The 23,889-nt window shown below is 57.1% G+C and carries 22 protein-coding genes; 13 read left to right on the forward strand and 9 right to left on the reverse strand.

Going from position 1 to position 23,889, the window contains the following annotated elements:
- Positions 1-40: 40 nt before the first annotated feature.
- From ACR0D6_RS00110 to ACR0D6_RS00120, 3 genes are read right to left on the reverse strand one after another with little or no spacing between them, the layout of a single operon-like run.
- A complete protein-coding gene (locus tag ACR0D6_RS00110; protein WP_480764031.1) occupies positions 41-1,510 on the reverse strand; it encodes a carboxypeptidase M32 in 1,470 nt (489 codons plus the stop codon).
- Between the two features lie 4 nt (positions 1,511-1,514).
- Positions 1,515-2,660, reverse strand: coding sequence for a heme A synthase (gene ctaA, locus ACR0D6_RS00115; RefSeq protein WP_480764032.1), 1,146 nt, complete (start codon positions 2,658-2,660; stop codon positions 1,515-1,517).
- A gap of 60 nt (positions 2,661-2,720) precedes the next feature.
- Positions 2,721-3,464, reverse strand: coding sequence for an RNA methyltransferase (locus tag ACR0D6_RS00120; RefSeq protein WP_170650106.1), 744 nt, complete (start codon positions 3,462-3,464; stop codon positions 2,721-2,723).
- Positions 3,465-3,627: 163 nt separating this feature from the next.
- Here ACR0D6_RS00120 and ACR0D6_RS00125 point away from each other — a divergent pair, with 163 nt between their 5' ends.
- Positions 3,628-4,248, forward strand: a complete 621-nt coding sequence (locus tag ACR0D6_RS00125) for a thiamine phosphate synthase (RefSeq protein WP_480764033.1) — start codon at positions 3,628-3,630, stop codon at positions 4,246-4,248.
- On the opposite strand, the gene ACR0D6_RS00130 is transcribed toward ACR0D6_RS00125, so the two are convergent.
- Positions 4,245-5,390 (reverse strand): HupE/UreJ family protein, encoded by a 1,146-nt coding sequence (locus ACR0D6_RS00130; RefSeq protein WP_480764034.1) that lies wholly within the window; start codon positions 5,388-5,390, stop codon positions 4,245-4,247. The two genes, ACR0D6_RS00125 and ACR0D6_RS00130, sit on opposite strands and share 4 nt — an antisense overlap.
- Before the next feature lie 169 nt (positions 5,391-5,559).
- On the opposite strand from ACR0D6_RS00130, the gene ACR0D6_RS00135 reads away from it, so the two are divergent.
- The 3 genes from ACR0D6_RS00135 (at position 5,560) to ACR0D6_RS00145 (ending at position 8,116) form a co-directional block, all read left to right on the forward strand.
- Positions 5,560-6,453 carry a PfkB family carbohydrate kinase gene (locus ACR0D6_RS00135; RefSeq protein ID WP_480726973.1) on the forward strand — a complete coding sequence of 298 codons (894 nt, stop codon included), beginning with the start codon at positions 5,560-5,562 and terminating at the stop codon, positions 6,451-6,453.
- A complete protein-coding gene (locus ACR0D6_RS00140; RefSeq protein ID WP_480764035.1) occupies positions 6,450-7,361 on the forward strand; it encodes a pseudouridine-5'-phosphate glycosidase in 912 nt (303 codons plus the stop codon). The genes ACR0D6_RS00135 and ACR0D6_RS00140 overlap by 4 nt, the downstream gene beginning before the upstream one ends.
- Positions 7,362-7,438: 77 nt before the next feature.
- Positions 7,439-8,116: a DUF502 domain-containing protein gene (locus tag ACR0D6_RS00145; RefSeq protein ID WP_170650111.1), complete on the forward strand. Its 678-nt coding sequence runs from the start codon at positions 7,439-7,441 to the stop codon at positions 8,114-8,116.
- Here the strand turns inward: ACR0D6_RS00145 and ACR0D6_RS00150 are convergent, their stop codons facing one another.
- Positions 8,117-9,142, reverse strand: a complete 1,026-nt coding sequence (locus ACR0D6_RS00150) for a patatin-like phospholipase family protein (RefSeq protein WP_480764036.1) — start codon at positions 9,140-9,142, stop codon at positions 8,117-8,119.
- A 63-nt stretch (positions 9,143-9,205) separates the two neighbouring features.
- The gene (locus ACR0D6_RS00155; protein ID WP_480764037.1) at positions 9,206-9,979 is read right to left on the reverse strand and encodes a 3-hydroxybutyrate dehydrogenase; all 774 of its coding nucleotides are present in this window, start codon (positions 9,977-9,979) and stop codon (positions 9,206-9,208) included.
- Positions 9,980-10,404: 425 nt separating this feature from the next.
- Here ACR0D6_RS00155 and ACR0D6_RS00160 point away from each other — a divergent pair, with 425 nt between their 5' ends.
- From ACR0D6_RS00160 to ACR0D6_RS00175, 4 genes are all read left to right on the forward strand, one after another.
- Positions 10,405-12,117 (forward strand): extracellular solute-binding protein, encoded by a 1,713-nt coding sequence (locus tag ACR0D6_RS00160; protein WP_480764038.1) that lies wholly within the window; start codon positions 10,405-10,407, stop codon positions 12,115-12,117.
- A gap of 196 nt (positions 12,118-12,313) precedes the next feature.
- Positions 12,314-12,439, forward strand: coding sequence for a hypothetical protein (locus ACR0D6_RS00165; RefSeq protein WP_480764039.1), 126 nt, complete (start codon positions 12,314-12,316; stop codon positions 12,437-12,439).
- 117 nt (positions 12,440-12,556) lie between these two features.
- A complete protein-coding gene (locus ACR0D6_RS00170) occupies positions 12,557-12,697 on the forward strand; it encodes a hypothetical protein (protein WP_480764040.1) in 141 nt (46 codons plus the stop codon).
- Between the two features lie 344 nt (positions 12,698-13,041).
- Entirely contained in the window at positions 13,042-13,293 is a 252-nt protein-coding gene (locus ACR0D6_RS00175) for a hypothetical protein (protein WP_480726381.1), read from the forward strand.
- Here ACR0D6_RS00175 and ACR0D6_RS00180 read toward each other — a convergent pair.
- Entirely contained in the window at positions 13,282-13,905 is a 624-nt protein-coding gene (locus ACR0D6_RS00180) for an XRE family transcriptional regulator (protein WP_170650115.1), read from the reverse strand. The genes ACR0D6_RS00175 and ACR0D6_RS00180 overlap by 12 nt on opposite strands.
- 65 nt (positions 13,906-13,970) lie before the next feature.
- Here ACR0D6_RS00180 and ACR0D6_RS00185 point away from each other — a divergent pair, with 65 nt between their 5' ends.
- The 5 genes from ACR0D6_RS00185 (at position 13,971) to ACR0D6_RS00205 (ending at position 19,815) form a co-directional block, all read left to right on the forward strand.
- Positions 13,971-15,488, forward strand: a complete 1,518-nt coding sequence (locus ACR0D6_RS00185; protein WP_480764041.1) for a class I adenylate-forming enzyme family protein — start codon at positions 13,971-13,973, stop codon at positions 15,486-15,488.
- Positions 15,485-16,141 carry a DsbA family oxidoreductase gene (locus ACR0D6_RS00190; RefSeq protein WP_170650119.1) on the forward strand — a complete coding sequence of 219 codons (657 nt, stop codon included), beginning with the start codon at positions 15,485-15,487 and terminating at the stop codon, positions 16,139-16,141. Before ACR0D6_RS00185 ends, ACR0D6_RS00190 begins: the two co-directional genes overlap by 4 nt.
- Positions 16,142-16,220: 79 nt before the next feature.
- The gene (locus ACR0D6_RS00195) at positions 16,221-17,429 is read left to right on the forward strand and encodes a multidrug effflux MFS transporter (protein ID WP_480764042.1); all 1,209 of its coding nucleotides are present in this window, start codon (positions 16,221-16,223) and stop codon (positions 17,427-17,429) included.
- A 56-nt stretch (positions 17,430-17,485) separates the two neighbouring features.
- Positions 17,486-19,150, forward strand: coding sequence for a tetratricopeptide repeat protein (locus ACR0D6_RS00200; protein ID WP_480764043.1), 1,665 nt, complete (start codon positions 17,486-17,488; stop codon positions 19,148-19,150).
- Positions 19,147-19,815, forward strand: a complete 669-nt coding sequence (locus tag ACR0D6_RS00205; RefSeq protein ID WP_480764044.1) for an SH3 domain-containing protein — start codon at positions 19,147-19,149, stop codon at positions 19,813-19,815. Before ACR0D6_RS00200 ends, ACR0D6_RS00205 begins: the two co-directional genes overlap by 4 nt.
- Position 19,816: 1 nt before the next feature.
- Here ACR0D6_RS00205 and mfd read toward each other — a convergent pair whose 3' ends face one another.
- Both mfd and ACR0D6_RS00215 read right to left on the reverse strand, forming a co-directional pair.
- Complete coding sequence (gene mfd / locus ACR0D6_RS00210; RefSeq protein ID WP_480764045.1) at positions 19,817-23,272, reverse strand: transcription-repair coupling factor; 3,456 nt, start codon at positions 23,270-23,272, stop codon at positions 19,817-19,819.
- A gap of 20 nt (positions 23,273-23,292) precedes the next feature.
- Positions 23,293-23,817 (reverse strand): component of SufBCD complex, encoded by a 525-nt coding sequence (locus tag ACR0D6_RS00215; RefSeq protein ID WP_480726397.1) that lies wholly within the window; start codon positions 23,815-23,817, stop codon positions 23,293-23,295.
- Positions 23,818-23,889 lie beyond the last annotated feature (72 nt).

Consider the following 23,889-nt stretch of genomic DNA (forward strand, 5'->3'; position numbering starts at 1 on the left):
ATCCAAAGCCCCGCCGCAATATTCGGCGGGGCTTTTTTTGTTAAAGCCCGTAAATCTGTCCGAACTTTTGTTCCAGATATTGCAGTAGCGGCTCGGGTCCCGGTTTCTGGCCGCTGGCGCGTTCGATCACGTCACGCGGCGCATAGAGCCCACCGTAGCGTTGCAAATTCTCGCGCAGCCAACTGGTCGCGCCAAACGTTTCGCCCCGGCCCAGCTGCTCGTTCAGATCGGGAACTGCGGCTTGTAGCGCCTCATACAGACATCCTGCATAGACATTGCCCAGAGAGTACGTTGGAAAGTATCCGAATAGGCCCACAGACCAGTGTACATCCTGCAAACATCCGTTCGAAGGCTTGTCCACGGCATACCCGAAATCGGACTTGAAGCGATCGTTCCACGCCGCCTCCAAATCATTGACTTCCAGATCACCAGCCATCAGTGCCCGCTCGAGATCAAAGCGCAGCATGATGTGCAGGTTGTATTGCACCTCATCAGCTTCAGTTCGGATATAGCCGTTCTGCACCCTGTTGACGGCGGCATAGAACTCATCGGCATCAGCGATACCAAAGTCACCAAAAACATCGGTCATCTGTCCATACAGCCACCCTGTGAACTCGCGAGAGCGCCCCAGCTGGTTCTCGTAAATTCGGCTTTGGCTTTCATGAACGCCCATCGAAACGCCCCTTCCCAGCGGAGTCAGGGCGTAGGCGGCGTCGATACCCTGTTCATATGCCGCGTGGCCGACCTCGTGAATCGTGGAATAAAAGCAGTTGAACGGGTCGGTTTCGCTGGTGCGCGTGGTAATTCGCACGTCTGATCCGCTGCCCGAACTGAACGGATGTACGGCCTTGTCTACGCGCCCCCGATTCAGATCATATCCGAACACGGTTGCCAGTTTCTGCGACAGACGCATCTGATCGCCTTCGGCGAATGATCCGACCACGCCCTTGGGCATCGGCCTCTCCAGAATCGCAGCCCGCAATGCGACCAGCCGCGGGCGCATTTCATCAAAAATCGCGGCAATCTGGCTGCCTGTTGTGTAGGGTTCGTAATCTTCGACCATGGCATCGTAGATATTACCGCCCTGAGCCAACGCAGCGCCTTCCTCGCGTTTAAGGGCGACCACTTCTTCCAGAACCGGCAGGAAGGCGGCCACATCCTCGTCCGCACGGGCTTGCGCCCACTTTCCCTGCGCTTGTGAGGTTACGCGCGCGATCGCCTTTGCTAGGTCCGCAGGTACTTTGGCCGTACGCTCGAACGCACGACGGATTTCACGAAGCTGAGCTTCACTCACTTCGCATGTCCCTTCGGCTTCTTCCAACCAATCTGCCACACGCGGGTCGGAACGACGGGCATGCAGAACAGCCTCGATCGCGGCCATCTCCTCGCCCCGTTGGGCAGCGGCACCGCGCGGCATCACCGTTTCCTGATCCCAGCCCAGACGGCCCGCGATCTGGCCCAGTGCAGATGTTTCGCGCTGAAAGGCCATCAATTCGTCAAATGCGGTCATAGGTTCAAGCTCCACGTAAAGAGGTTGGGATCGGATAGGCGGTCAGGAAGCGCGCACGCAATATCAGCGTCCAGACCACAACGGCCATTAATTGGTGCAATATGGCGATTTGCCAAGGTGCGGCGTAGACAACTGTTACGATACCAAGCACCACTTGCAGCGACAGCGCGGCAAATACCGCATTGAACGCAAACTGCGTTTGTGGATGCGCACTTGTCCGTCCGCGCAACCAGACGACAACTCCAAACGCAAACAGAAGATATCCTGCGCAGCGGTGTATGAATTGCACCAGCCCCGGGCTTTCAAAGAAATTCCGCCACATTGGTTCCAGCATTGTTGCATCGGGCGGCAGCAACTGCCCCCCGATCAATGGCCAATCGGTAAAGGAACGCCCGGCATCGATACCCGCTACCAGCGCACCGATCAGAATTTGTAGAAAGGTAAAATGCATGAGGCCGGTCGACAACGAAAACAACCGATCCTCCTTCGCGCGGCGCGCCTGCATAAGGTCCCGCTCCTCCCGGCCGAGCATAAAGATATACCACGCCAGAAAGCCGAGGATCACAAAGGCCAGTCCGAGGTGAACCGCCAGACGGTAGCTGGCGACGGCAATCATCCCCTCGCCCTGCGTCACGCCCGAGGCGACCATCCACCATCCAATTCCGCCCTGAATGCCTCCCAGGATTCCGGGCAGCAGCAGACGCCCTGTCCAGCCCGCCGGAATTTTCCGCGCGGCCAGAAATCCAAAAAAGCCTAGCGCCCAAACCAAACCGGTTACCCGGCCAAGCTGGCGGTGCCCCCATTCCCACCAGTAGATCGACTTGAAATCATCAAGCTCCATCCACTGGTTCTGAATGCGCCACTGATCAATTTGCTTGTACTTGTCGAACTCGGCCTGCCAGTCCGCCTCACTCATCGGGGGAATGGCTCCAGTGATCGGGCGCCATTCGGTGATGGACAGGCCGCTGTCGGTCAAACGAGTCAAACCGCCGACAACGATCATGGCCACGACCAAAGCGAACAGGATCATCAGCCAGGCCCGGATTGCGCGCCTTGCCCCACCCCTGCCACGATCAATCAAGCCGGGCTGAACCGCCTGTTGTTGTTGATTGTCCGAGACTTCCTCAAAGATGCTGCGCTTGCCGCTCATGCCATCCTCATGTCCTTGAATTTCACGCAGGCTAGGGCCATGGCCGACCGAGGTCCAGCCTCAGCCCTTGTCCTTCCACCGGACCATCTGACGCATGATCCCGTGCAACATTTGAACGTCTGCGCGCGTCATGCGCATCCGCGACCACAGATTGCGCAGGTTTACCTTCATCCCTTCGGCCTTTTCCGGCGGATAAAAGAACCCGGCCTCCTCCAACCGGTCCTCATAGTGCTCGACCAGCTTTTCGACCTCGATTCCCGTGGCCCAATCCCCCTTGCCCAGATCAGTCGTCTCGTGCACGACATCGGCAGATTGGCGCATCCACTCATATGCGGTCAGCAACACGCATTGTCCCAGATTCAGCGAGGCGTATTCGGGGTTCACCGGGACTGAGATAATGGCGTTGGCTTTAGCAATGTCTTCATTCTCAAGCCCCGCTCGTTCCGGACCAAACAGAACCGCCACCTGCTCGCCAGCCGCTACCTTTTCCGCAGCGATCTGCATCGCGCGCTCGGGGCTGTAAACCGGCTTGGTCAACCCCCGCTGGCGGGCCGTGGTAGCGAACACAAACGTCCGATCCGACAGACCCTCCGCCAGATCGTCAAACAACTGCGCCTCGTCCAGCAATCGGCCTGCCCCGCTGGACATGGCAACGGCTTTGGGGTTCGGCCAGCCATCGCGCGGCGCCACGATACGCATCCGGTCCAAACCGAAGTTCCACATCGCCCGTGCTGCGGCCCCGATATTTTCACCCATCTGGGGGCGCACAAGCACAAATGAAGGCTGGGATTTGTCGCTGGGCATGTCAAACTCCGAATGGCTGCGCCTGCTCTAGTCGCGCGGCCCCGGCAGAGCAACCCTCACCACTCTTCCTCTTGCCCCAAATATCCCCGCCGGAGGCATAAAAGTTTGCTTCCCGCCCACAATCCGCTAAACCGCGCGAAAGACAACGCGAAGGACCGCAACGATGGACGCCCCCGAGCAGCCGCAAATCTATCTGATCACTCCGCCGTCCATCCAACTGGACACCTATCCCGATCAACTCGCCCGCGTTCTGGACGGGGCCGAGATTGCCTGCATAAGGCTCGCGCTCGCAGGCAATGACGAGGACTCAATTGCCCGCATTGCGGATGCCTGCCGCGAAGTGGCCCACGCGCGCGACGTAGCACTTGTAATTTCGAACCACGTTCTTCTCGCTCAGCGTTTGGGCCTTGATGGTGTGCATCTGGACGACGCGGCACGTTCGGTACGTGCCGCCAGAAAAGAACTGGGACCTGATGCCATCGTCGGCAGTTTTTGCGGGGCATCACGTCACGACGGGATGAACGCAGGTGAGGCCGGTGCGGACTATGTCGCTTTCGGGCCGGTGGGCAATGCTTCGCTTGGTGATGGTACAGTGGCAGAGCCTGAGCTGTTTCAGTGGTGGTCTGATATGATCGAGGTTCCGGTCGTCGCCGAAGGCGGTCTGACCGAAGACAGCATTCGCGCCCTTACCCCCTGCACGGATTTCTTCGGATTGGGGGATGAAATCTGGTCGAACGATGATCCGCTGGCCACCCTCAAAAAGCTGACCGCGGCGATGGCCTAGAGGGCAAGGAATGGCGTGATACACCAGTACACGCCAACCAACGCTATCACCATCGAGGCCGGTATTCTGATCCGACTGCGAAATCGCTGTGAACCAAAAGAAAAAAGTGTAATGACGGCAAATCCGGCAATGCCAATGGCCAGAATTGCCAAACCGGCACCCACGCCATAGCCAATGATTGCGGACATGGCGTGATTTGGTGGAATTGCGCCTTTGATCAGATCCGATGCCGCGTCCGATCCATGCAGCACTCCAAATCCAAAAACAGCAATCATTCGCCACAGGTGCAACCGGCGGGCAAATATGTTCTCGACGGACAGCAAAACGATACCCGTTGGAACCAATAATGCGACCACAGCCTGCGGCACGGCGACAATCGCCAAAGTACCCAAGGCCAGCATCGTGGAAAACCCCAATGAAAAAGGGATGAGTTGCAAGATCAGCGGTCGGACCTTGACGGATAGAAACAACATAGCCAGAACAAACGCGATCTGCTCAGGGCCGTTGGGCAGAATACGACTGAACCCCAATGCAAAAAAGGTTTCCATCGTTTCGGTCGATCCCAGTGCTGATCCCCCGACCAACGGAATGGCGGGGCTGGTCTCACCACCCTGCAGAAAGCCAGTGTACGGGGCCTCAACGCCTTGTTGCCGCAGAACCAGAGAGCCGGCACCAACCGGCCAACTCACCTGCAGGTTATGGGCGTTTTCAGGGATATTTCCGGTTAACAGCAAAGTTGACGTGCGCGCGGCCTCCCGATTGCCGACAACAGGAATATTAACACCTTCATAGGACAGCTTGACCTGACCCTGAGCCTGAACATCCAGCTTGTCCATCCAGGGAATTGCGAACTCTCGCACCAATGGTTCCAGTTCGGAGGAAACCAAAGAACGAAGCTTCGAATAGTTTGCAGACTCGTCCGCTTCGGCTGTGTCTGAGAGATTATCCAGATTCATACCGGCAACAAACGCTTCGGCATTGAAGTGAAGCTCGATAAACAAATCGCCGTTTTTGACCTGAAAGTCTGCGACTGTCGGCGTGATCTCATGTGACGCGGATTGGTTCGGGGCAAAAAGCAAAACCGCAAGCAAACAAAGCGGCCCAAGCAGACCAGAGCGCAAAGCCCCTGAAACAGTCTTCATTTGCGTATCACCATAAAACTATTTGCAAATCACAAGTATCTGTCCACCAATAGTCCGACTGAATTCAGACGAGATCAAGCGCAAATCCAGCCCGTCGGTTGCTGAACGCCCGGACCTAATGTCCACCTTCCGACTTGCGCCTGCACCAGCGCTGCGGCATGACAGCGCCATGACTCAGAACACTGAAATCCTGTGCATCGGCTCGGTCCTTTGGGACATCATCGGCCGATCCGCCAGCCATATGCGTCAGGGATCGGACGTGCCGGGCCGAATTACGCGCCTGCCCGGCGGCGTCGCGATGAATATCGCCATGACCCTGGTCAGGTTCGGTATGACCCCGACCCTGCTGACGGCGATTGGCCGCGATCCCGAAGGTGATGAACTGGTCCATTCCTGCGCGCGTCTGGGTATGGTCACCGATCACGTCTATCGCTCGCAGGACCTGCCGACCGACCGATATATGGCGGTCGAGGGCGCGAACGGATTGATTGCAGCCATCGCCGATGCCCACTCGCTGGAGGCCGCAGGCGCCAAAATCCTGCGCCCCCTGCTTCACGGTCCGCTTGGGTATGAAAACACGCCGTTCGAAGGGCTGATCGCTCTGGACGGGAACCTGACGCTGGATCTGCTGGAAGATATCGCCCAAAGCCCGGCTTTCGCCCGAGCAGACCTGCGCGTTGCGCCAGCCTCGCCCGGCAAGGCCGAGCGGCTTCTGCCGTTTCTCAAACACGCGCGGGCAACCCTGTACGTAAACCTTGAAGAAGCTGGATTGCTTTGCCAGCGTGAGTTTTCCGATTCAGAAAGTGCCGCCAAGGGCTTGCTTGATCGCGGCGCCCTACGTGTTCTTGTGACAGATGGCGGCAACTCTGCCACCGAGGGCAGTACCCTGGGTGTGGTGACACAAACCCCTCCATCGGTTCTGGTAACCCGCGTTACCGGGGCTGGTGACACATTCATGGCGGCCCATATTGCCGCTGAAGCAAATGGCGCGAACAGGGACGAGGCACTGGCCCGCGCCCTACATGCCGCCGCAACTTACGTTTCCGGAGAAACCCCGCTGTGATCGACATCCAATACTCAACCGAAGTCCGCGCCGCCAAGGATGCAGGTCAACCCGTTGTCGCGCTGGAAAGCACGATCATTACACATGGCATGCCGCACCCGCAGAACGTCGAGGTCGCAGCCCGGGTTGAACAGGACATTCGCGATGCCGGTGCCGTTCCGGCAACCATTGCCGTGATCAAAGGCGTGCTGCACGTGGGGCTTGAACCAGAACAGCTGGCTGCACTGGGGCAGGCCCAGGGCGTTGCAAAACTGTCCCGCGCCGACATGGCCGCCTGTATCGCCACAGGTGGCACAGGGGCTACAACGGTTGCCGCCACCATGATCGCCGCGCATCTCGCCGGGATCGAAGTGTTTGCAACCGGCGGTATCGGTGGCGTGCATCAGGGGGCGGAGACTTCATTCGACATCTCCGCCGACCTGCAGGAACTAGCCCAAACCCCGGTTACAGTTGTTGCAGCTGGCGCAAAGGCGATCCTCGACCTCGCCAAAACTCTGGAAGTGCTGGAAACGCTGGGTGTGCCAGTTATTGCCCATGGTCAGGACGAGTTTCCGGCCTTCTGGTCCGCCAAATCGCAATTTGCTGCCCCCCTACGAATGGATAGCGCCAAAGAAATCGCCAAAGCGCATACAATTCGCCGGGCACTGGGCGTTCCGGGCGGCCAACTGGTCGCCAATCCCATTCCGAATGACGCACAGATTCCAGCCGAGGAACTGGCCCCCATCATCGCATCCGCACAGTCGGATGCCGTGGCGCACCGGATTACCGGAAAAGGCGTTACGCCCTATCTCCTCCAACGTATTTTCGAACAAACCGAGGGCCGGTCGTTGACCGCCAACATCGCGCTTGTGCGAAACAACGCTCGCCTTGCCGCCAAAATCGCCAAATCCCTGACGGACGGCACGTAATGAAAGCAACGCATTAAAGACTATTGTACCGGCGTTCCAAACTTCCTAACTAGTCTGGTAAACCACTCGGAAACGTAATGAATACACCGTTCGACGAAGAACCTCATCGCCGCCCAGGTCTGCTGGCCGGACTTCGCGCCTCTTTTTTGACGGGTATCGTGGTCATTGCGCCAGTCTGGCTGACCGGGTGGCTGATCTGGTCAGTCGTCGGCTGGATCGACAGTGCGGTCCTACCGTTGGTGCCACAGCGTTTCCAGCCCGAGGAATACGTGGGCATCAATGTTCACGGCGTCGGTGTCATCTTTTTTCTGTTCTTCACGATTATCGTCGGCTGGATTGCCAAAGGTATTCTGGGCCGTTCGCTGATACATTTCGCAGAAAGTCTGGTGAACCGGATGCCGGTTGTCCGGTCGATCTATTCCGGCATCAAACAGATATCTGAGACGGTTTTCGCACAGACCGAGCGGTCCTTTGAAAAAGCCTGTCTGATCCAGTATCCGCGCCGTGGAATTTGGGCCATCGGGTTCGTTTCGACAACAGCCAGAGGTGAAATCAGCCAAAGGGCGGAGACCGCTGGCGAGTTGTATAGCGTATTCGTTCCGACCACGCCCAACCCTACCTCGGGATTTCTGCTGTTCTTCCCTGCCGAAGATGTCATTCTTCTGGACATGACGATCGAGGATGCGGCGAAACTCGTGATCTCGGCCGGTCTTGTCTATCCAAACGAAAAAGACCCGACGCAGCCGCCGGAATGATCAACTGAACATCATCGGCAGGTCTACTGTACTGCGTTCACCGATATCCGATTTGTGATCCTGAAGGAATCGTTCAGCCGCTGCGCGCCCTGCATGTTTCAACTTGTGCAGAATGACAGGGGTCGGAACCGTTTTGGTCGCAACCGACAGGCTGTTCATTAATTCGTCATCCGCGATCATGTGAACCAGAACGCGGTTCATCTCGCCGGCCTTCAGCTTACCGTCTGCCAGCAGCCGTTGTACGAAATTGATCGCCCTCAGCTCGCGCAAGAGCGAAGAGTTAAAGCTGATCTCGTTGATCCGGTTCTGAATCTGCTGCGGTGTCTTGGGAACCTCGTCCCGCTCCAGCGGGTTGATGTTAACGATCACGACGTCGTCTGGCAGCACATCATTGAACAATGGGTAAAGGGCGGGGTTGCCGGTATACCCCCCGTCCCAATAGGCTTCGGTTCGATCCGATTTCGGGTCATAAATCTCGACCGCCTGAAACAGGTTTGGCAAACAAGCCGAGGCCAGAATGGCATCCGTCGATATTTCACCACCTGTGAAAACCCTGATCTTGCCGCTACGCACGCAGGTTGCGCAGACAAACAGGTCAGGACCTTCATCAGCGCAGATTTCATGGAAATCAAACCTGTCCACGACAGATGCAAGCGGATTGCGGTAAAACGGACCATACGCATAGGGCGACACCATACGTGACCAGGCATCTGCCACCGAAAAGGGAACCGAATATTCTATGGCCTGTGCGATCTGCGAAGGTTCCAGCCCGCGCATCCAATGCGCAATCCGCATATCGCCGACAGCACCCATACGCTTCCACAAATCATCCAGACATTCCCGTGCCCCGGCCCGGCCCGCCTTGACCATTCCGGACTTGAAGGCGGCGCCGTTCAACGCCCCGGCAGACGTGCCGGTGATTGCCGCCACCTCAATATCTTCTTCGTCCAGAAGCCTGTCCAACACGCCCCAAGTAAAGGCGCCGTGCGCCCCGCCACCCTGCAAAGCCAGATTGATCCGTTTCAAACCTCGCCCCTTCTTCTGCTTGGAAACACCTCGGGGATATGGGGGCACAGCCCCCACAAGAGATCAAAGAGCCGTCCAGCCCCCATCGACCGAGATCGTCGTACCAGTAATCTGCGCCGCCGCATCGGAACACAGAAACACTGCAGTGCCGCCCAACTGTTCCACCGTCGCGAACTCTTTCGATGGCTGCCGTTCAAGCATGACGTTCTTTATCACGTCCTCACGACTCATGTTGTATTCTTTCATGGTGTCGGGGATCTGCGCCTCGACCAGCGGGGTCAGAACGTAACCCGGACAGATCGCGTTACAGGTAATCGGCTCTTGTGCAGTCTCCAACGCGATGGTCTTTGACATACCTACAACGCCGTGTTTGGCGGCGACATACGCGGCTTTATAAGGCGACGCAGTAAGACCGTGTGCTGACGCGATATTGATGACACGACCCCAACCCGCCTTGCGCATCATCGGCAAAGCAACTGCGGTGGTGTGAAAAACCGAGTTCAGGTTGATCGCGATTATCGCATCCCATTTTTCTACCGGAAAAATATCTATGGGCGATACGTGCTGAATACCGGCGTTGTTGACCAGAATATCACAAGCACCCGCCTGCTCGATCAATGCACGGCATTCGTCGCCGCTGGACATGTCAGCCTTAATGTACCGGGCGTTTGTACCCGTTTCCTGAGAGATCTGCGCGGCAAGCGCATGGTCCTCGTCACGGTCCGTGAATGAATTCAGCACCACATCGGCCCCGGCCCTAGCCAGTTCCCACGCGACGCCCAAGCCAATCCCCGAATTAGATCCCGTGATGATCGCTGTTTTACCCGACAAGCTCATGGCGGCTCTCCCAATGAATGATTTAATTTGGGTCACACTGCCATGCTGCACTTGCAAATAAAACGGGGAAACGTCGTTTGCCTCACCTCATACTTTGTAACTGATATGATCACTTCCCCGTGATTACAGGGCCAAAAAAAACGCCCGCACGAAGCGGGCGTTAAGTTATTGAGGCAGGTTTCATACAGGCAAGAAACCTATCGAGCAGTGGAACCTTTATAAGCAATTCCGTGCCATCATCCAAGCTAAAAGTTTGAAAATATGAAAAATCATCGCTACGGTGAATCCCAAGAAAATAAGGCCAGAGCAGGATTGTTGCCAAAGTGCGACCAGTTTATCCACTCCCGATCCGTCATTTGATCGCGGGATTCACCACCCTTTTGTCTGTGTCAATCGCTCAGGCAGAATCGGTTCATGGCATAGCTATGTATGGAGACCCCGCACTGCCACCGGATTTTGTGTCCTTGCCCTACGCAAACCCGGATGCACCAAAAGGTGGCCGAGTCGTTTTTGGCAATACCGGCGGGTTCGACAGCCTCAACCCGTTCACGCAAAAAGGCACGTCGCCCTGGCAGTTGCGATTTTGGACTCACGAAAGCCTGATGGGCCGTTCCTGGGATGAACCTTTCACTCTTTACGGTCTCTTAGCCGAATCGGTTGAAACCGCACCGGACCGTTCCTGGGTCGAATTCACCCTGCGGGAAGATGCCCGGTTCTCGGATAACAGCCCCGTCACAGTCGATGATGTGATCTGGTCGTATGAGACCCTGGGAACCGAAGGCCATCTGCGGTACCGAGGGCTTTGGTCCAAGATCGACAGTATCGAACAAACAGGTCCCCGCTCTGTTCGCATCACGTTTTCCGAGGCCGATCGGGAACTGGCACTGATCGCCGGATTGCGCCCCATCCTGCAGAAGGCCCAGTGGGAAGGTAAGAATTTCGCCGATGCACAGCTTCACGATGTACCGGTCGGCTCTGGCCCGTATGTCGTCGAGGACTACGAAGCGGGGCGCGATGTGACCCTTCGAAGGAACCCTGAATATTGGGGAGCGGACATTCCCTTTCGCCGGGGCACAATGAATTTCGATGAAATGCGGATCGAATTCTACGGCGATCAGACTGTCCTGTTCGAAGCGTTCAAGGCCGGGGAATTGACGGCTGTGCGAGAGTTCAATGCCGAGAAGTGGGATAATCAGTACAACTTTCCCGCAGTCCAACGCGGTGACGTCCTAAAGACCGAGATACCGCACGCTAAACCCTCGGGCATGACGGGCATCGTCATGAATACACGAAAGCCCCCGCTTGATGATTGGCGCGTTCGTGAGGCGCTGATGCTTGCCTTCAACTTTGAGTACATCAACGACACCGTCACCGGCGGCGCGCAACCCCGGATCACCTCCTATTTCTCAGGCTCTGATCTGGCCATGCAACCCGGCCCTGCAACCGGGCGCGTCGAAGAACTGCTGAGGCCTTACACCCGGGATTTGCCTCCCGGTACACTGGAAGGTTACGGTCTGCCCGAAGGTGATGGCTCTGCCCGCAATCGCAGAAATCTGCGCAAGGCCGCCGGGCTGTTGTCTGACGCGGGGTGGTCAGTACAGGACGGGCAACTGAGAAATTCGCAGGGAAAAACGTTCAATTTGACCATCCTGTTGCAACAGGGCGATTCCGGAATGGAAACTGTTGTCGAAATCTATGCCCGTGCGCTGGAACGTCTTGGCATCGGATTAACCGCTGAAAAGGTCGACAGCGCACAATATGCGGGTCGGATTGCAGAGCTTGATTTTGACATGACGCCTTTCCGTCGGGCACTTTCCCTGTCTCCGGGCAACGAACAAAGGCTTTATTGGGGAAGCGACGGTGCGAATACTCCGGGCACCCGAAATCTGATGGGTGTCGCCTCTCCGGCTGTTGATGGCATGATCGACGCTATGCTGGCGTCGGAATCACACGAGGATTTCGTCGCCGCCACCCGCGCGCTGGACCGTGTTCTGACGGCTGGACGCTATGTCATTCCCATCTGGAGCTTCGATGTGGGCCGTATCGCCCATGCTGCCGAACTGAAGTATCCTGACACTCTGCCGATTTACGGCGACGGGCCGCAATATATGCCCGATGTCTGGTGGTATGAGGAGTGACCACTTCCATATTTCATTAGATATGGAAAAAATGTTGATGAGACACCCGGAACTCTGGCGCACTCCAAGCGGCTTGTTTTTTAGCTGTTGATGCGGCGATATCCGGATTTCGTTCCCGCAGGTCAGCTTACCGAAGTGTAGAAACTGCTGCCGCAAATGGGCTACGACGTCTTGATGCCGCGCTCGAAATCCGTCGATGAATTTGCAGCTGCGGAACGCGATCGCGACGGGATGCATCGTCTATGCGATTGTCACGACGCTCGGTCCGGTATCGGGTGTACATTTCGATCCAGTGATTACACTGGCTTTTGCCATGCGTTGAGAACACCCCTGAGACGGTGACGCCCCCTATGTGGCCTGCCAGATCGCAGGCTGCATTATCGGTTTATGGGCCACACATTACAAGTTTGATCTGTCGATTCTCCAAACCTCGACAACGATGCATCGTGCAGAGTCGCATCAGTGGTTTTCGGAAATCATTGCAACCTTGAGCCTGCTGTTCGTGATCTTCGGCGGAATTCGGCACAAGTCGTACGCGGTACCACCCCTTGTGGGCCTCTATATCACCGGCACCTATTAGTACACGCCCTCCACAAGTTTTGCGAACCCAACCGAGACAATCGCAAGAAGGCCCACCGATACCTTTGCGGGCATATACTCTGGCACATACCCATGTTCATCCTAATGCAGATTCTTGCAGTGTTCATCGGCCACATAGTGCTGAACTGGCTGTTCACAGACGGGGAACAACTGGACCGGGCGCCGCGCACTCAAATGCTGGTCAGATCACCCTGTTGCGGTCTTCCGCAGCGGGTTTTTTTCGACTTTCAGCGCTCAAGAGGGGTGCGACACTTTGCCCTGTCTATCAAACCGCCTGAAGGTCCGTAACCTATTCGGGGGAGAGCGATCCTGAAACCACAAAGAATGGAAAGCTCACATATGTTAAACTGGGCCGATCTCACGCAAGACTGGAGCGCTTCGTTTGCGCGTGCAAAAAAGCGATTTCCGAACCTGCGCGACAAAGACATGGCTTTTGTGAAACAAGATCGCAAACAGTTCGAGGCTTATCTGGCCGAACGCCATCATCTAACGGTTAACGAAGCTCACGAAGAACTTGAGGACTTTCTGTTTACCGAAGGTTTGAACAGGGAATTCGACCACTCGCTACGCGAGTGATGTTACCCAAAGGATCAATGCATCTTCATCACTGACGGAAATTACGTTGTGGCCCATGCTGCCATCGTAATAGGCGCTGTCACCACGTCGCATCTCAACCGGCTCGTAAAATTCGGTGTACAGCCGCACCACACCCGTCAGAACATACAGAAATTCTTCGCCATCGTGGCGCACCCATCCATCGAATTCGTCCATGGAACGCGCCCGGACCCGCGCACGATAAGGCAGCATCTGCTTTTTGGTCAAAGCTTCGGCCAATAACTCATGCTCGTATGTCACAGTGGCATGAGCGGTTCCGGCCCCGGATTTGGTAATCGCCATCCGCCCGATCACCTGTTCGCGCTGCGGTGCGGTAAACAACTGCGGTACAGAAATCTGCAACCCGGTCGCCAGCTTCTTGAGGGCATCATATGTCGGTGACATCTGACCGTTTTCAATCTTGCTCAACGTCGAACGGGCAAGACCTGCCTGTGTGGCAGCCTGTTCGAGGGTCCAGTTCCGGGCCTTGCGCAACTCGCGCACCCGGGCGCCCAGGTCAAGCGGTTCGACTTCGGTCTCGGCGCCATTGTCGCGGGCGATGCGGATGATGGACTTGGGGTCGCGATTGGTCATGGGCCTTTCTATAGGGCCAGCGCCCGGCGCTTGCAACGCGACAGACGGCGCGGTAGCCATCGATCATGTTGTCGATATTCGATCAAGGCCCACCGCCACCCTGCCCGGCCCCCTTCAACCTTGCAGCACATGTCATGCGCCGTACCGGGGATCTGGCAGACAAGACGGCGCTTTCCGTCCTATATGAAAACGGGTCCGAGGACTGGACCTATGGTCATCTTGAGGCCGCCATTCTGGGCACCGGTGCCGGATTATTGAAAGTGGGCTTAAAAGCCGGTGATATCGTCTTGATGCGGTTGGGTAATACGGTTGATTTTCCCATCGCCTATCTGGGTGCAATTTCTGCAGGAATTGTTCCGGTGCCGACGTCATCACAGCTGACCGAGCCGGAAACGGCCAAAATGATTGACGAACTGTCACCAGCAGCAGTTTTGCGGGACCCGCAAGTTACATGCGCGGCGCATCCTCTCCAGATCGAACTGAACGACCTTGCGTCCATGCGGAACCTGCCGCCAGCTGATTACGCTATGGGGGATCCGGATCGTCTGGCCTATGTCGTTTATACCTCCGGCACCTCGGGAAAACCGCGCGCCGTTGCACATGCACATCGGGCTATCTGGGCGCGTCAAATGATGGTGGATGGGTGGTACGGTCTGACCGAAGCTGACCGGCTGTGCCACGCCGGGGCGTTCAACTGGACCTACACACTGGGCACTGGGCTGATGGACCCGTGGACGGCAGGCGCAACCGCTCTGATCCCCGAAGCCGGAACGGACCCGTCATCCTTACCCGAGCTGTTGAAGACCCACGAGGCAACGATCTTCGCCGCCGCGCCCGGCGTGTACCGCAAGATGCTGCAAAGCATCGATGAGTTTGACCTGCCCCATCTTCGCCACGGCCTTTGTGCGGGCGAAAAACTGTCGCGTCACTTGCACGAACATTGGTCCAACGTCACCAAAACCGAACTGTACGAGGCCTACGGAATGTCCGAATGTTCGACCTTCATCTCGTCCAGCCCGAAACATCCCGCGCAGGGTGAGACATTGGGGCGACCGCAATCAGGCCGCCGTGTGGCCATCCTTGGCCCGGACGGCCCGGTTGCGGCAGGACAAGAGGGTACCATAGCCGTTCACCGCTCGGACCCCGGTCTGATGCTTACCTACCTGAATGCCCCGGACGAGGCAGAGGCGCGTATGCAGGATGAGTGGTTTCTGACCGGCGACCAGGGAGCAATGGCCGAGGACGGCCAGATCACTTATCTCGGCCGTGACGATGACATGATGAATGCGGGCGGATATCGCGTTTCACCCGTCGAAGTCGAATCCGTCCTGAGCAGATACCCCGGAATTACCCAAGTTGGCGCGGCCTCGGTCGGGGTGAAACAGGATACCTTTGTCATCGCAGCTTTCTATACCGGACCGGCAAGACTGGACGAGGCCGCGTTACAGTCCTATGTGGAGGCCAACCTGGCGCGCTACAAGCAACCGCGCGCCTTCGTCCACCTTCCCGCCCTGCCCGTCGGAGGCAACGGCAAACTTCTGCGCCGCGCTTTGCCGGCCTATTTCAAGGCTCAGTCCAAATGACACAAACCGTCAAGCTCGATATTCTGTCCGATCCGATTTGCCCGTGGTGCTATATCGGCAAGACACATCTGGACAAGGCATTGGCGGCGATACCCGATCATCCGTTCGTCATTGAGTGGCATCCCTTTCAACTCAACCCGGAAATGCCCGAGGGTGGGATGGATCGCCGCGAATATCTTGAGCGGAAATTCGGCGGCCAGAAAGGCGCCGTGCGCGCCTATACTCCGGTTGTCGAACATGCTGAAAAGGCTGGTCTGAACATCAATTTTGAAAGCATGCGGCGAACGCCCAACACGCTGGATGCACACCGTCTGATCCACTGGGCTGGGATCGAAGGTAAACAGAACGAGGTCGTCGATGCCCTGTTCACTGCGTATTTCGTGGAAGGTCGGGACATTGGTGAGCACGATGTTCTTGCCGACATAGCCGACGCCGCAGGCATGGACGCCTCAGTGGTGCGAAAGCTGCTGAAATCGGATGCCGACCGCGAGGATATTCGCAATCGTGACACCCACTCTCGGAAAATGGGCGTGAACTCGGTTCCGACCTATATCATCGCCAATCAACATGCCGTTCCTGGAGCTCAGGCGCCTGATCTTTGGGAAAAGGTGATTGGTGAAATTATGTCTCAATCCGAGCCTTCATCTGCATAATAGCACAGAGGTCTGTGCATTTTTCATCCCTAGCGCCGCCTGATCCCGCGTGATAGCGCGAACGGGTAAGGAGTCCCACATGGCTGATCGTATGTCCAAGGGCGAGTTCATCGCGCTTATCGCGATGATGTTCGCCACTATTGCGTTTTCGATAGACTCGATGCTGCCCGCCCTACCCGAAATCGGCATGCAGCTTAGCCCAGATGACGTGAACAAGGCACAATTGATCCTGACATCGTTTGTCCTGGGTATGGGGATTGGCACCTTTTTCACGGGTCCACTGTCTGACGCATTCGGGCGGAAACCAGTGATTTATGGCGGCGCCTGCCTTTATATCATTGCCTCTGCCGTCGCCTGGGCCAGTTCCTCGCTTGAACTTGTGCTGGCAGCGCGCGTGGCGCAGGGTCTGGGCGCGGCCGGGCCGCGTGTCGTTGCTATGGCGATTGTACGTGATCTTTACTCGGGCCGGGAAATGGCGCGGATTATTTCGATCGCCATGATGATATTCACCCTTGTACCCGCCATCGCGCCGATGCTGGGCGCAGGTGTCATCGCCATCACGGGCTGGCGCGGTATATTCATATCCTTCATCCTATTCTCGCTGATTACAATCATCTGGATGGGCCTGCGCCTGCCCGAGTCGCTCGCACGCGAAAATCGCCGCCCATTCCGGCTGCCACTGATGATCGCCGCGGCGCAGGAGATGTTCGCCCACCCTTCAGTGCGTCTGTCGATTTTGGTTCAGACACTGTGCATGGGTACGCTCTTTACCATGCTTACCATGGTGCAGCCGGTTTATGACATCATCCATGACCGGGGAGACAGCTTCCCATTCTGGTTCGGATTTGTCGCACTCATCTCAGGTTCGGCCAGCCTGCTGAACGCAGCCGTCGTAGTCCGTGTAGGAATGCGCAAGATGGTGACATGGACGTTGGGGGCGCAGATATTTCTGACATCGGGGGTCATCCTTCTGAGCAATCTTGACCTGTCACCCAATGCGTCATTTGCGCTGTTTGTCGCATGGCAAACATCCATCTTCTTTATGGCGGGAACCACCCTTGGCAACCTGAACGCCATCGCGATGGAGCCGATGGGCCATATCGCCGGGATGGCAGCGTCCGTTATCGGCGCAATCTCAACGGTTCTGGCCGCAGCAATCGCCGCGCCGATCGGGTTGCTTTTCAACGGCTCAATCACTCCGTTGACAACGGGTATCCTGACGATGTGCGTAGTCGCTTTCGGGTTGATGGTCCACATGGGCAGGATTGAGGAAAGACTGCCTGCCTGACCTGTGCAGAGCAAATGAAACGCGCTAACCTTTCCGCAAAGCGTGGGGAGGTTTTGATGAGCGACTACTATGATTTAGGCAGTTATTCCTGCCCTGTATCCACTTCGTCGGCTGAAGCACAGCTGTGGTTCGACCGGGGCTTGAACTGGACCTATGGATACAATCACGAAGAGGCCATCGTCTGCTTCGAACGTGCACTTGAACATGATCCCCACTGCGCAATGGCCCATTGGGGGGTCGCCTATGCTGCTGGCCCGAACTACAACCTGCCCTGGGCTTTACGCGACGACGCCGGACGCGCCAAGGCACTGGCCTGTGCCTATGATGCCACGCAAAAGGCACTGGAACTGTCCGAATACTGCACGCCTGTCGAGCAGGCGCTAATTGGCGCCCTGCCCGCCCGCTATCCGCAGCGTGATCCGATAGATGACATGCATATCTGGGACCATGATTTTGCCGATGCGATGCGCGCGGGTTTTGCAACCGCACCCGATAATCTGGAAGTGCGCACGATCTATGTCGAGGCGCTGCTAAACCTAACGCCTTGGAAAATGTGGGATCTTAACACGGGCCAACCAGCAAAAGGCGCAAAGACAGTCGAAGCTCAGGATGCCTTGGAAAGGGCCATGGCCGATAACCCTGCGGCCATGACGCATCCCGGCATTCTGCATCTTTATGTGCACCTGATGGAAATGTCTCCGACACCCGAAAAGGCGCTCAAAGCCGGTGACGAGTTGCGCTCACTGGTCCCCGATGCGGGCCATCTGGTGCATATGCCAACCCATATCGACGTTCTATGCGGTCACTATCAAAACGTTGTCCACTGGAACGAGCAAGCCAGTATCGCCGACCTCAAATATTACGAACGCGAAGGGGCGTTTAATATCTATACAGGCTATCGCCAACACAATTATCACTTTGCAATCTACGGCGCGTTGTTTCTGGGTCAGATGGAACCCGCCCTGCGCGCCAATCAGGGCCTTTGGGACACAACACCCGAGGACATGCTGCGCATAGAGAGCCCGCCCATGGCTGATTACTTTGAAAGTTATATGGCGATGGGGCCGCATATTCTGATCCGCTTTGGTCAGTGGGAAAAAGCAAAGGCATTAGAGCTGCCTTCTGACCCCGAACTCTATCGAACCCTGACAGCAACCACGCATTATGCACGCGCGATAGCATTCGCCGCGACGGATCAGGTCCCCGAAGCAGAAGCAGAAGAACAGGCGTTTCTTGAGGCCAAAGAGCGGGTTCCCGAGACGCGTCTTCTGCACAATAACCGCGTTGTTGACCTGCTTGAGATTGCTGGTGAAATGTTGCGTGGTGAGATTGAGTACCGAAAGGGAAACCACGAACTCGCCTATGCACATTTGCGCAGGTCTGTCGAACTGGACGACACTCTGCCCTATGATGAGCCGTGGGGTTGGATGCAGCCCACGCGACATGCTTTGGGGGCATTGCTGTTCGAACAGGGTCATGCGGCCGAAGCAGAAGCGGTCTATCGCGAGGATCTGGGTTTGGGGGGCAGTCTTAGCCGTGCATCGATACACCCGGACAATGTCTGGAGCCTCAAGGGACTGCACGATTGTCTGAAGGCACGCGGGGAAACTGTTGAAATCCTTCAGATCAAACAACGTCTGGACCTTGCTCTTGCCCGTGCCGACCGTGCGGTCGGCGCGTCCTGTTTCTGTGCGCAAGCTGCGATGAGGGCCGCTGAATGAAGTACTTTTCCATGCTGCTGTCCATTGCTTTCATTGGCAGCCCGGTACCTGCTGAACGCCTTTCCTTTCCTCCTGTCGATCAGGCCGCCGATGATAACACGCTGGTCGTGTTCCGGAACGAGCTGCTGGAAAAGATCGCGTCTCGTGACATTGAAGCGGTCGTTGATCTGGCCTGCCCGGATATTTACCTCAGTCACGGCGGAACCGGCGGACCGCTGGAGTTGCGCGCGAACCTGACCGAAACTTCGGATTCTTCGTCGGACGGCGCAGTTGGGCAAACCGACCTTTATTGGGACGCGTTACAGGAAACGCTTTCGCAACCGGGTTACTTCGACGATCTGGGCGAATTCTGGATGCCGCATCAATGGCAGATCACACTGCCCGCCGCACTTGATCCTTTCACCGCCTATTTCGTGACGGGCAACCGCGTGTCACTGCGCAAAGAGCCATCCCGAGACGCGCCGATCCTCGACGCAATCAGCCACGAGGTCGTAATCGTTCCTGATTTTCAGCCGGCCGCCGAATACCAACGGGTCCGCCTGACCGACGGCACCACCGGGTTTATGCACAGCGACTTCCTTTGGTCCATGGTTGGATATCGCGCAGCGCTGGTGAAATCCGACGCGGGCCAGTGGCAGTTGTGCACGTTTGTTGCCGGTGATTGACTCAGGCCCGGGCCTTTTTCTTTTCGGCGATCAGCTTCTCGGCCAGATCGCGCGCTATCGCAAAAGCACCCTTGATCTTGTCGCTGTCCTTCTTCCAATCGCGGCGCACAACGATCTTGTTGTCCTTGACCTTGGCCAGCCCACGCTGGTTCTGGATGAACTCGACCAACCCCTGAGGCGAGGCAAATTTGTCGTTGTGGAACTGAATCGTCGCGCCCTTGGGGCCACCGTCGAGCTTGGCAATGCCCGCCCGCTTGCACATCGCCTTGATGCGGACGACCAGCATCAGGGTATTCACCTCTTTCGGCAACGCCCCAAAACGGTCAATCAATTCGGCTGCAAATCCTTCCAGTTCAACCTTGGTCGACAGGGATGACAGGCGACGATACAGGCCCAGACGCACGTCCAGATCGGGTACGTAATCTTCGGGGATCAGGACCGGGACACCCAGATTGATCTGCGGCGCCCATTGGTCGTCGGCATCCGACAGCCCCTCCATCTCGCCTGCCTTGATCTTGGCAATCGCCTCTTCCAGCATCGACTGGTAGAGCTCGTAGCCCACGTCACGCATCTGACCCGACTGTTCCTCGCCCAGCAGGTTGCCCGCGCCGCGAATGTCGAGGTCTTGCGATGCCAGCGTGAACCCGGCCCCCAGCGTGTCGAGCGACCCCAGAACACGCAGCCTTTTCTCGGCAGTTGCGGTCAGTTTTTGGCGTGGTTTTGTCGTTAGATAGGCATAGGCGCGCGTTTTCGACCGCCCCACCCGGCCCCGGATCTGATAGAGCTGCGACAGGCCGAACATATCCGCCCGATGCACGACCATCGTGTTCGCGGTGGGAATGTCCAGTCCACTTTCCACAATCGTCGTGGCCAGCAGCACATCATACTTACCGTCGTAGAACGCGTTCATCCGATCGTCCAGTTCACCTGCCGCCATTTGCCCGTGGGCCACGACGTAGGTGAGTTCCGGCAGTTGATCCTTTAGGAATTGCTCGATGTCCGGCAGGTCCGATATGCGCGGCACCACGTAAAAGCTCTGCCCGCCGCGATAATGTTCGCGCAACAGCGCCTCGCGGATCGTGACCGCGTCGAACTCGCTGACATAGGTGCGAATGGCCAGACGGTCGATGGGCGGCGTGCCAATAATCGACAGGTCACGTACGCCTGTCAGAGACAGTTGCAGCGTTCGCGGAATAGGAGTCGCTGTCAGGGTCAGAACGTGGATGTCACTGCGCAGCTGTTTCAGGCGCTCTTTATGACCAACACCGAAATGCTGTTCTTCGTCGATTATCAACAGGCCCAGATTGTTGAACCGTATTCCCTTGGCCAAAAGGGCATGGGTACCGATCACAATATCAACAGTACCGCGCGCTAGCCCATCACGGGTCTGCTGTGCCTCTTTGGCCGAGACGAAGCGTGAAAGTTGCCGGACCTCCAGAGGGAACCCCCGGAAGCGTTCCTTGAAAGAGGCCGCGTGCTGCCGCGCCAACAAAGTGGTCGGGGCAACGACAGCCACCTGAACCCCTGACATCGCAGCCACAAAAGCTGCGCGCATGGCGACCTCGGTCTTGCCGAACCCGACATCACCGCAGATCAGACGATCCATCGGCGCGCCCGAGTGCATGTCCTCCATCACTTCCGATATGGCGCGCAGTTGGTCGTCGGTTTCCTGATACGGGAAGCGGGCGCTGAATTCCTCCCACGCGTGGGGTGGCGGATCCATTACCGGAGCTTTGCGTAAGGCGCGCTCGGCAGCTATGCGGATCAGCTTGTCCGCCATCTCGCGAATGCGCTCTTTCAGCTTGGCTTTCTTGGCCTGCCATGCGCCACCGCCAAGTCTGTCCAACAACCCCTCGTCATGGCCGTATTTCGACAACAATTCGATGTTTTCAACCGGCAGGTACAGCTTGGACTGTTCAGCATACTCCAGCAGCAGGCATTCATGCGCCGCGCCGGCTGCCGCCACGACCTCCATCCCCCTATAACGCCCAATCCCGTGATCCACATGCACCACCAGATCACCGGGGCTGAGTGACTGGGTTTCGGTCAGGAAATTCTCGGCCTTGCGGCGCTTTTTTGGCTGGCGGATCAGGCGATCACCCAACACGTCCTGTTCCGCGATAACCGTCAGACCAGGGGTTTCGAACCCATGCTCCAACGCCCAGACGGACAGATGCAAACCACGTTTGCCAATGCGGCTGCCGTCGGTCACCGGAATGGCTTCGGCCAGCCCCTCATCCTCGATCAACCCCGACAGACGCTCGCGCGCGCCTTCGGAATACGAAGCGATAAGAACCGGACCCTTGTCCAGTTTGTCTTTGATATGGCTTGCCAACGCGCCAAACAGACTAATGCTTTCCTGCTGGCGTTCAGGGGCAAAATTGCGCCCGATCCGCCCCCCGGCATCAATCACACCCGGTCCGCTGGCCTGCGGCAGCGGATTGAACTGCAACACGCGGCGATCGCCGATAGTCTGGTCCCATGCAGCGTCATCCAGATAAAGCAGGCCGGGTGGAGTGGGTTTGTACACCGTGTCCATGCGCGACCGGTTTTCCAGCGCCAGACGCCTTGTTTCATACTGGTCCTCGATACTCTCCCAACGCGCCAGCCGCGCAGGGGTGACCTGATCATCCAGTGTAACGGTTGCTTCGGGAAGGTAATCGAAAAGAGTCTCGAGCTTGTCGTGAAAAAACGGCAGCCAGTGTTCCATCCCCTGATGCTTGCGCCCTGCGCTAACCGCTTCGTATAGCGGGTCATCAGTTCCGGCGGCACCGAACTCGATCCGGTAATTCTGGCGGAACCGGGTTATTGCGGCATCGTCCAGTATGACTTCGGACACCGGAGAAAGTTCCACCACGTCCAGTTTTTCGGTCGTACGCTGCGACACCGGGTCGAACCGGCGGGCGCCATCCAGAACATCACCGAACAGATCCAGCCGCACCGGGCCGGTTTCTCCGGGTGGGAATATGTCGATAATGCCACCCCGAATGGCATAGTCACCGGGCTCCATTACCGTTGGGCTTTGCGTGAACCCCATACGAACCAGAAAGTTCCGCAACGCATTTTCGTCAATGCGGTTTCCGACCCGCGCTGTAAAGGCAGCCTCGCGTAACACCTCTCGTGCCGGAACCCGTTGGGTTGCGGCGTTCAGGGTCGTCAGCAGCACAAATTCCCGGGGCATCTGATGCACCAGCGCGGCCAGCGTCGCCACCCGAGCAGCGGCGATATCCGGGTTAGGTGATACCCGATCATATGGCAGGCAATCCCAGCCCGGAAAAAAGAAGACCGGCATGTTGGGGGCAAAAAAGGCCAGCGCCGCGCGCATAGCCTCCATCCGCTTGTCGTCACGGGCAACGTGACAGACCGGTCCACCCGAACGCGCGACCTCGTTCAGAACAAGTTGCGCGTCAAAGCCTTCGGGCGCGCCGCCAACTGTTACACAGTTCAGAGCCTTCATCGGTTGCCCTTGCATTGTTGTTAGTACAGAACACTGATCCCGATGTTCTGATACATCCCCCAAAGCGAAGTCACCAGTATCGCAACCATGCCAATTAGCTGAGAATACAACCGGCACCGCAGCAAACCTTTTGATACCAGTTCCAGAGTCATCTCCTGGCTGCCCAGTTTGCGGGCCAACCGAAAATTGAGCATTGCGACGAAGCTCATCGGGAAGATCAGCAGGAATACAGCCTGTGCAAATTCGACGCCATAATAAAATCCGAGCATTGCCAGTCCGGTAAACAGAAAACTTCCCATCAGGAAAATCATGAAACCGGACACTTCGACAATGTACAGGATCCTGTTCCTGTTGATCCTCACGATGTCCAGAAGGTCCGTTTCGGCCTGACCGCCGACGCGCCGGGCGCGCATGATCATGTCATACGGAACGCCCATGATCCAATGACTTGCAGAGGACCAGACCACGGCCAAAGCGATCCAGAACCACAGATTCGAGAAACTCCGCATGTCTATGAGTTCGAGAATCGTGGAATACCAGTCCAAGCCCCTGCCCTTTTCTTAAACGTCTTTAGGGGGTTCTATCGCGCAAACGCGGCCAATGGTACCCTTGAGAAC

Source organism: Ruegeria sp. BJ6 (assembly GCF_056537885.1).

Bases quoted from the DNA above. Each gene is read 5' to 3' on its own strand.
- ACR0D6_RS00110 (WP_480764031.1), bottom strand. From the start codon at position 1,510: ATGACCGCATTTGACGAATTGATGGCCTTTCAGCGCGAAACATCTGCA.
- ctaA (WP_480764032.1), bottom strand. From the start codon at position 2,660: ATGAGCGGCAAGCGCAGCATCTTTGAGGAAGTCTCGGACAATCAACAA.
- ACR0D6_RS00120 (WP_170650106.1), bottom strand. From the start codon at position 3,464: ATGCCCAGCGACAAATCCCAGCCTTCATTTGTGCTTGTGCGCCCCCAG.
- ACR0D6_RS00125 (WP_480764033.1), top strand. From the start codon at position 3,628: ATGGACGCCCCCGAGCAGCCGCAAATCTATCTGATCACTCCGCCGTCC.
- ACR0D6_RS00130 (WP_480764034.1), bottom strand. From the start codon at position 5,390: ATGAAGACTGTTTCAGGGGCTTTGCGCTCTGGTCTGCTTGGGCCGCTT.
- ACR0D6_RS00135 (WP_480726973.1), top strand. From the start codon at position 5,560: ATGACTCAGAACACTGAAATCCTGTGCATCGGCTCGGTCCTTTGGGAC.
- ACR0D6_RS00145 (WP_170650111.1), top strand. From the start codon at position 7,439: ATGAATACACCGTTCGACGAAGAACCTCATCGCCGCCCAGGTCTGCTG.
- ACR0D6_RS00155 (WP_480764037.1), bottom strand. From the start codon at position 9,979: ATGAGCTTGTCGGGTAAAACAGCGATCATCACGGGATCTAATTCGGGG.
- ACR0D6_RS00160 (WP_480764038.1), top strand. From the start codon at position 10,405: ATGTATGGAGACCCCGCACTGCCACCGGATTTTGTGTCCTTGCCCTAC.
- ACR0D6_RS00165 (WP_480764039.1), top strand. From the start codon at position 12,314: ATGAATTTGCAGCTGCGGAACGCGATCGCGACGGGATGCATCGTCTAT.
- ACR0D6_RS00170 (WP_480764040.1), top strand. From the start codon at position 12,557: ATGCATCGTGCAGAGTCGCATCAGTGGTTTTCGGAAATCATTGCAACC.
- ACR0D6_RS00175 (WP_480726381.1), top strand. From the start codon at position 13,042: ATGGAAAGCTCACATATGTTAAACTGGGCCGATCTCACGCAAGACTGG.
- ACR0D6_RS00180 (WP_170650115.1), bottom strand. From the start codon at position 13,905: ATGACCAATCGCGACCCCAAGTCCATCATCCGCATCGCCCGCGACAAT.
- ACR0D6_RS00185 (WP_480764041.1), top strand. From the start codon at position 13,971: ATGTTGTCGATATTCGATCAAGGCCCACCGCCACCCTGCCCGGCCCCC.
- ACR0D6_RS00190 (WP_170650119.1), top strand. From the start codon at position 15,485: ATGACACAAACCGTCAAGCTCGATATTCTGTCCGATCCGATTTGCCCG.
- ACR0D6_RS00195 (WP_480764042.1), top strand. From the start codon at position 16,221: ATGGCTGATCGTATGTCCAAGGGCGAGTTCATCGCGCTTATCGCGATG.
- ACR0D6_RS00200 (WP_480764043.1), top strand. From the start codon at position 17,486: ATGAGCGACTACTATGATTTAGGCAGTTATTCCTGCCCTGTATCCACT.
- ACR0D6_RS00205 (WP_480764044.1), top strand. From the start codon at position 19,147: ATGAAGTACTTTTCCATGCTGCTGTCCATTGCTTTCATTGGCAGCCCG.
- mfd (WP_480764045.1), bottom strand. From the start codon at position 23,272: ATGAAGGCTCTGAACTGTGTAACAGTTGGCGGCGCGCCCGAAGGCTTT.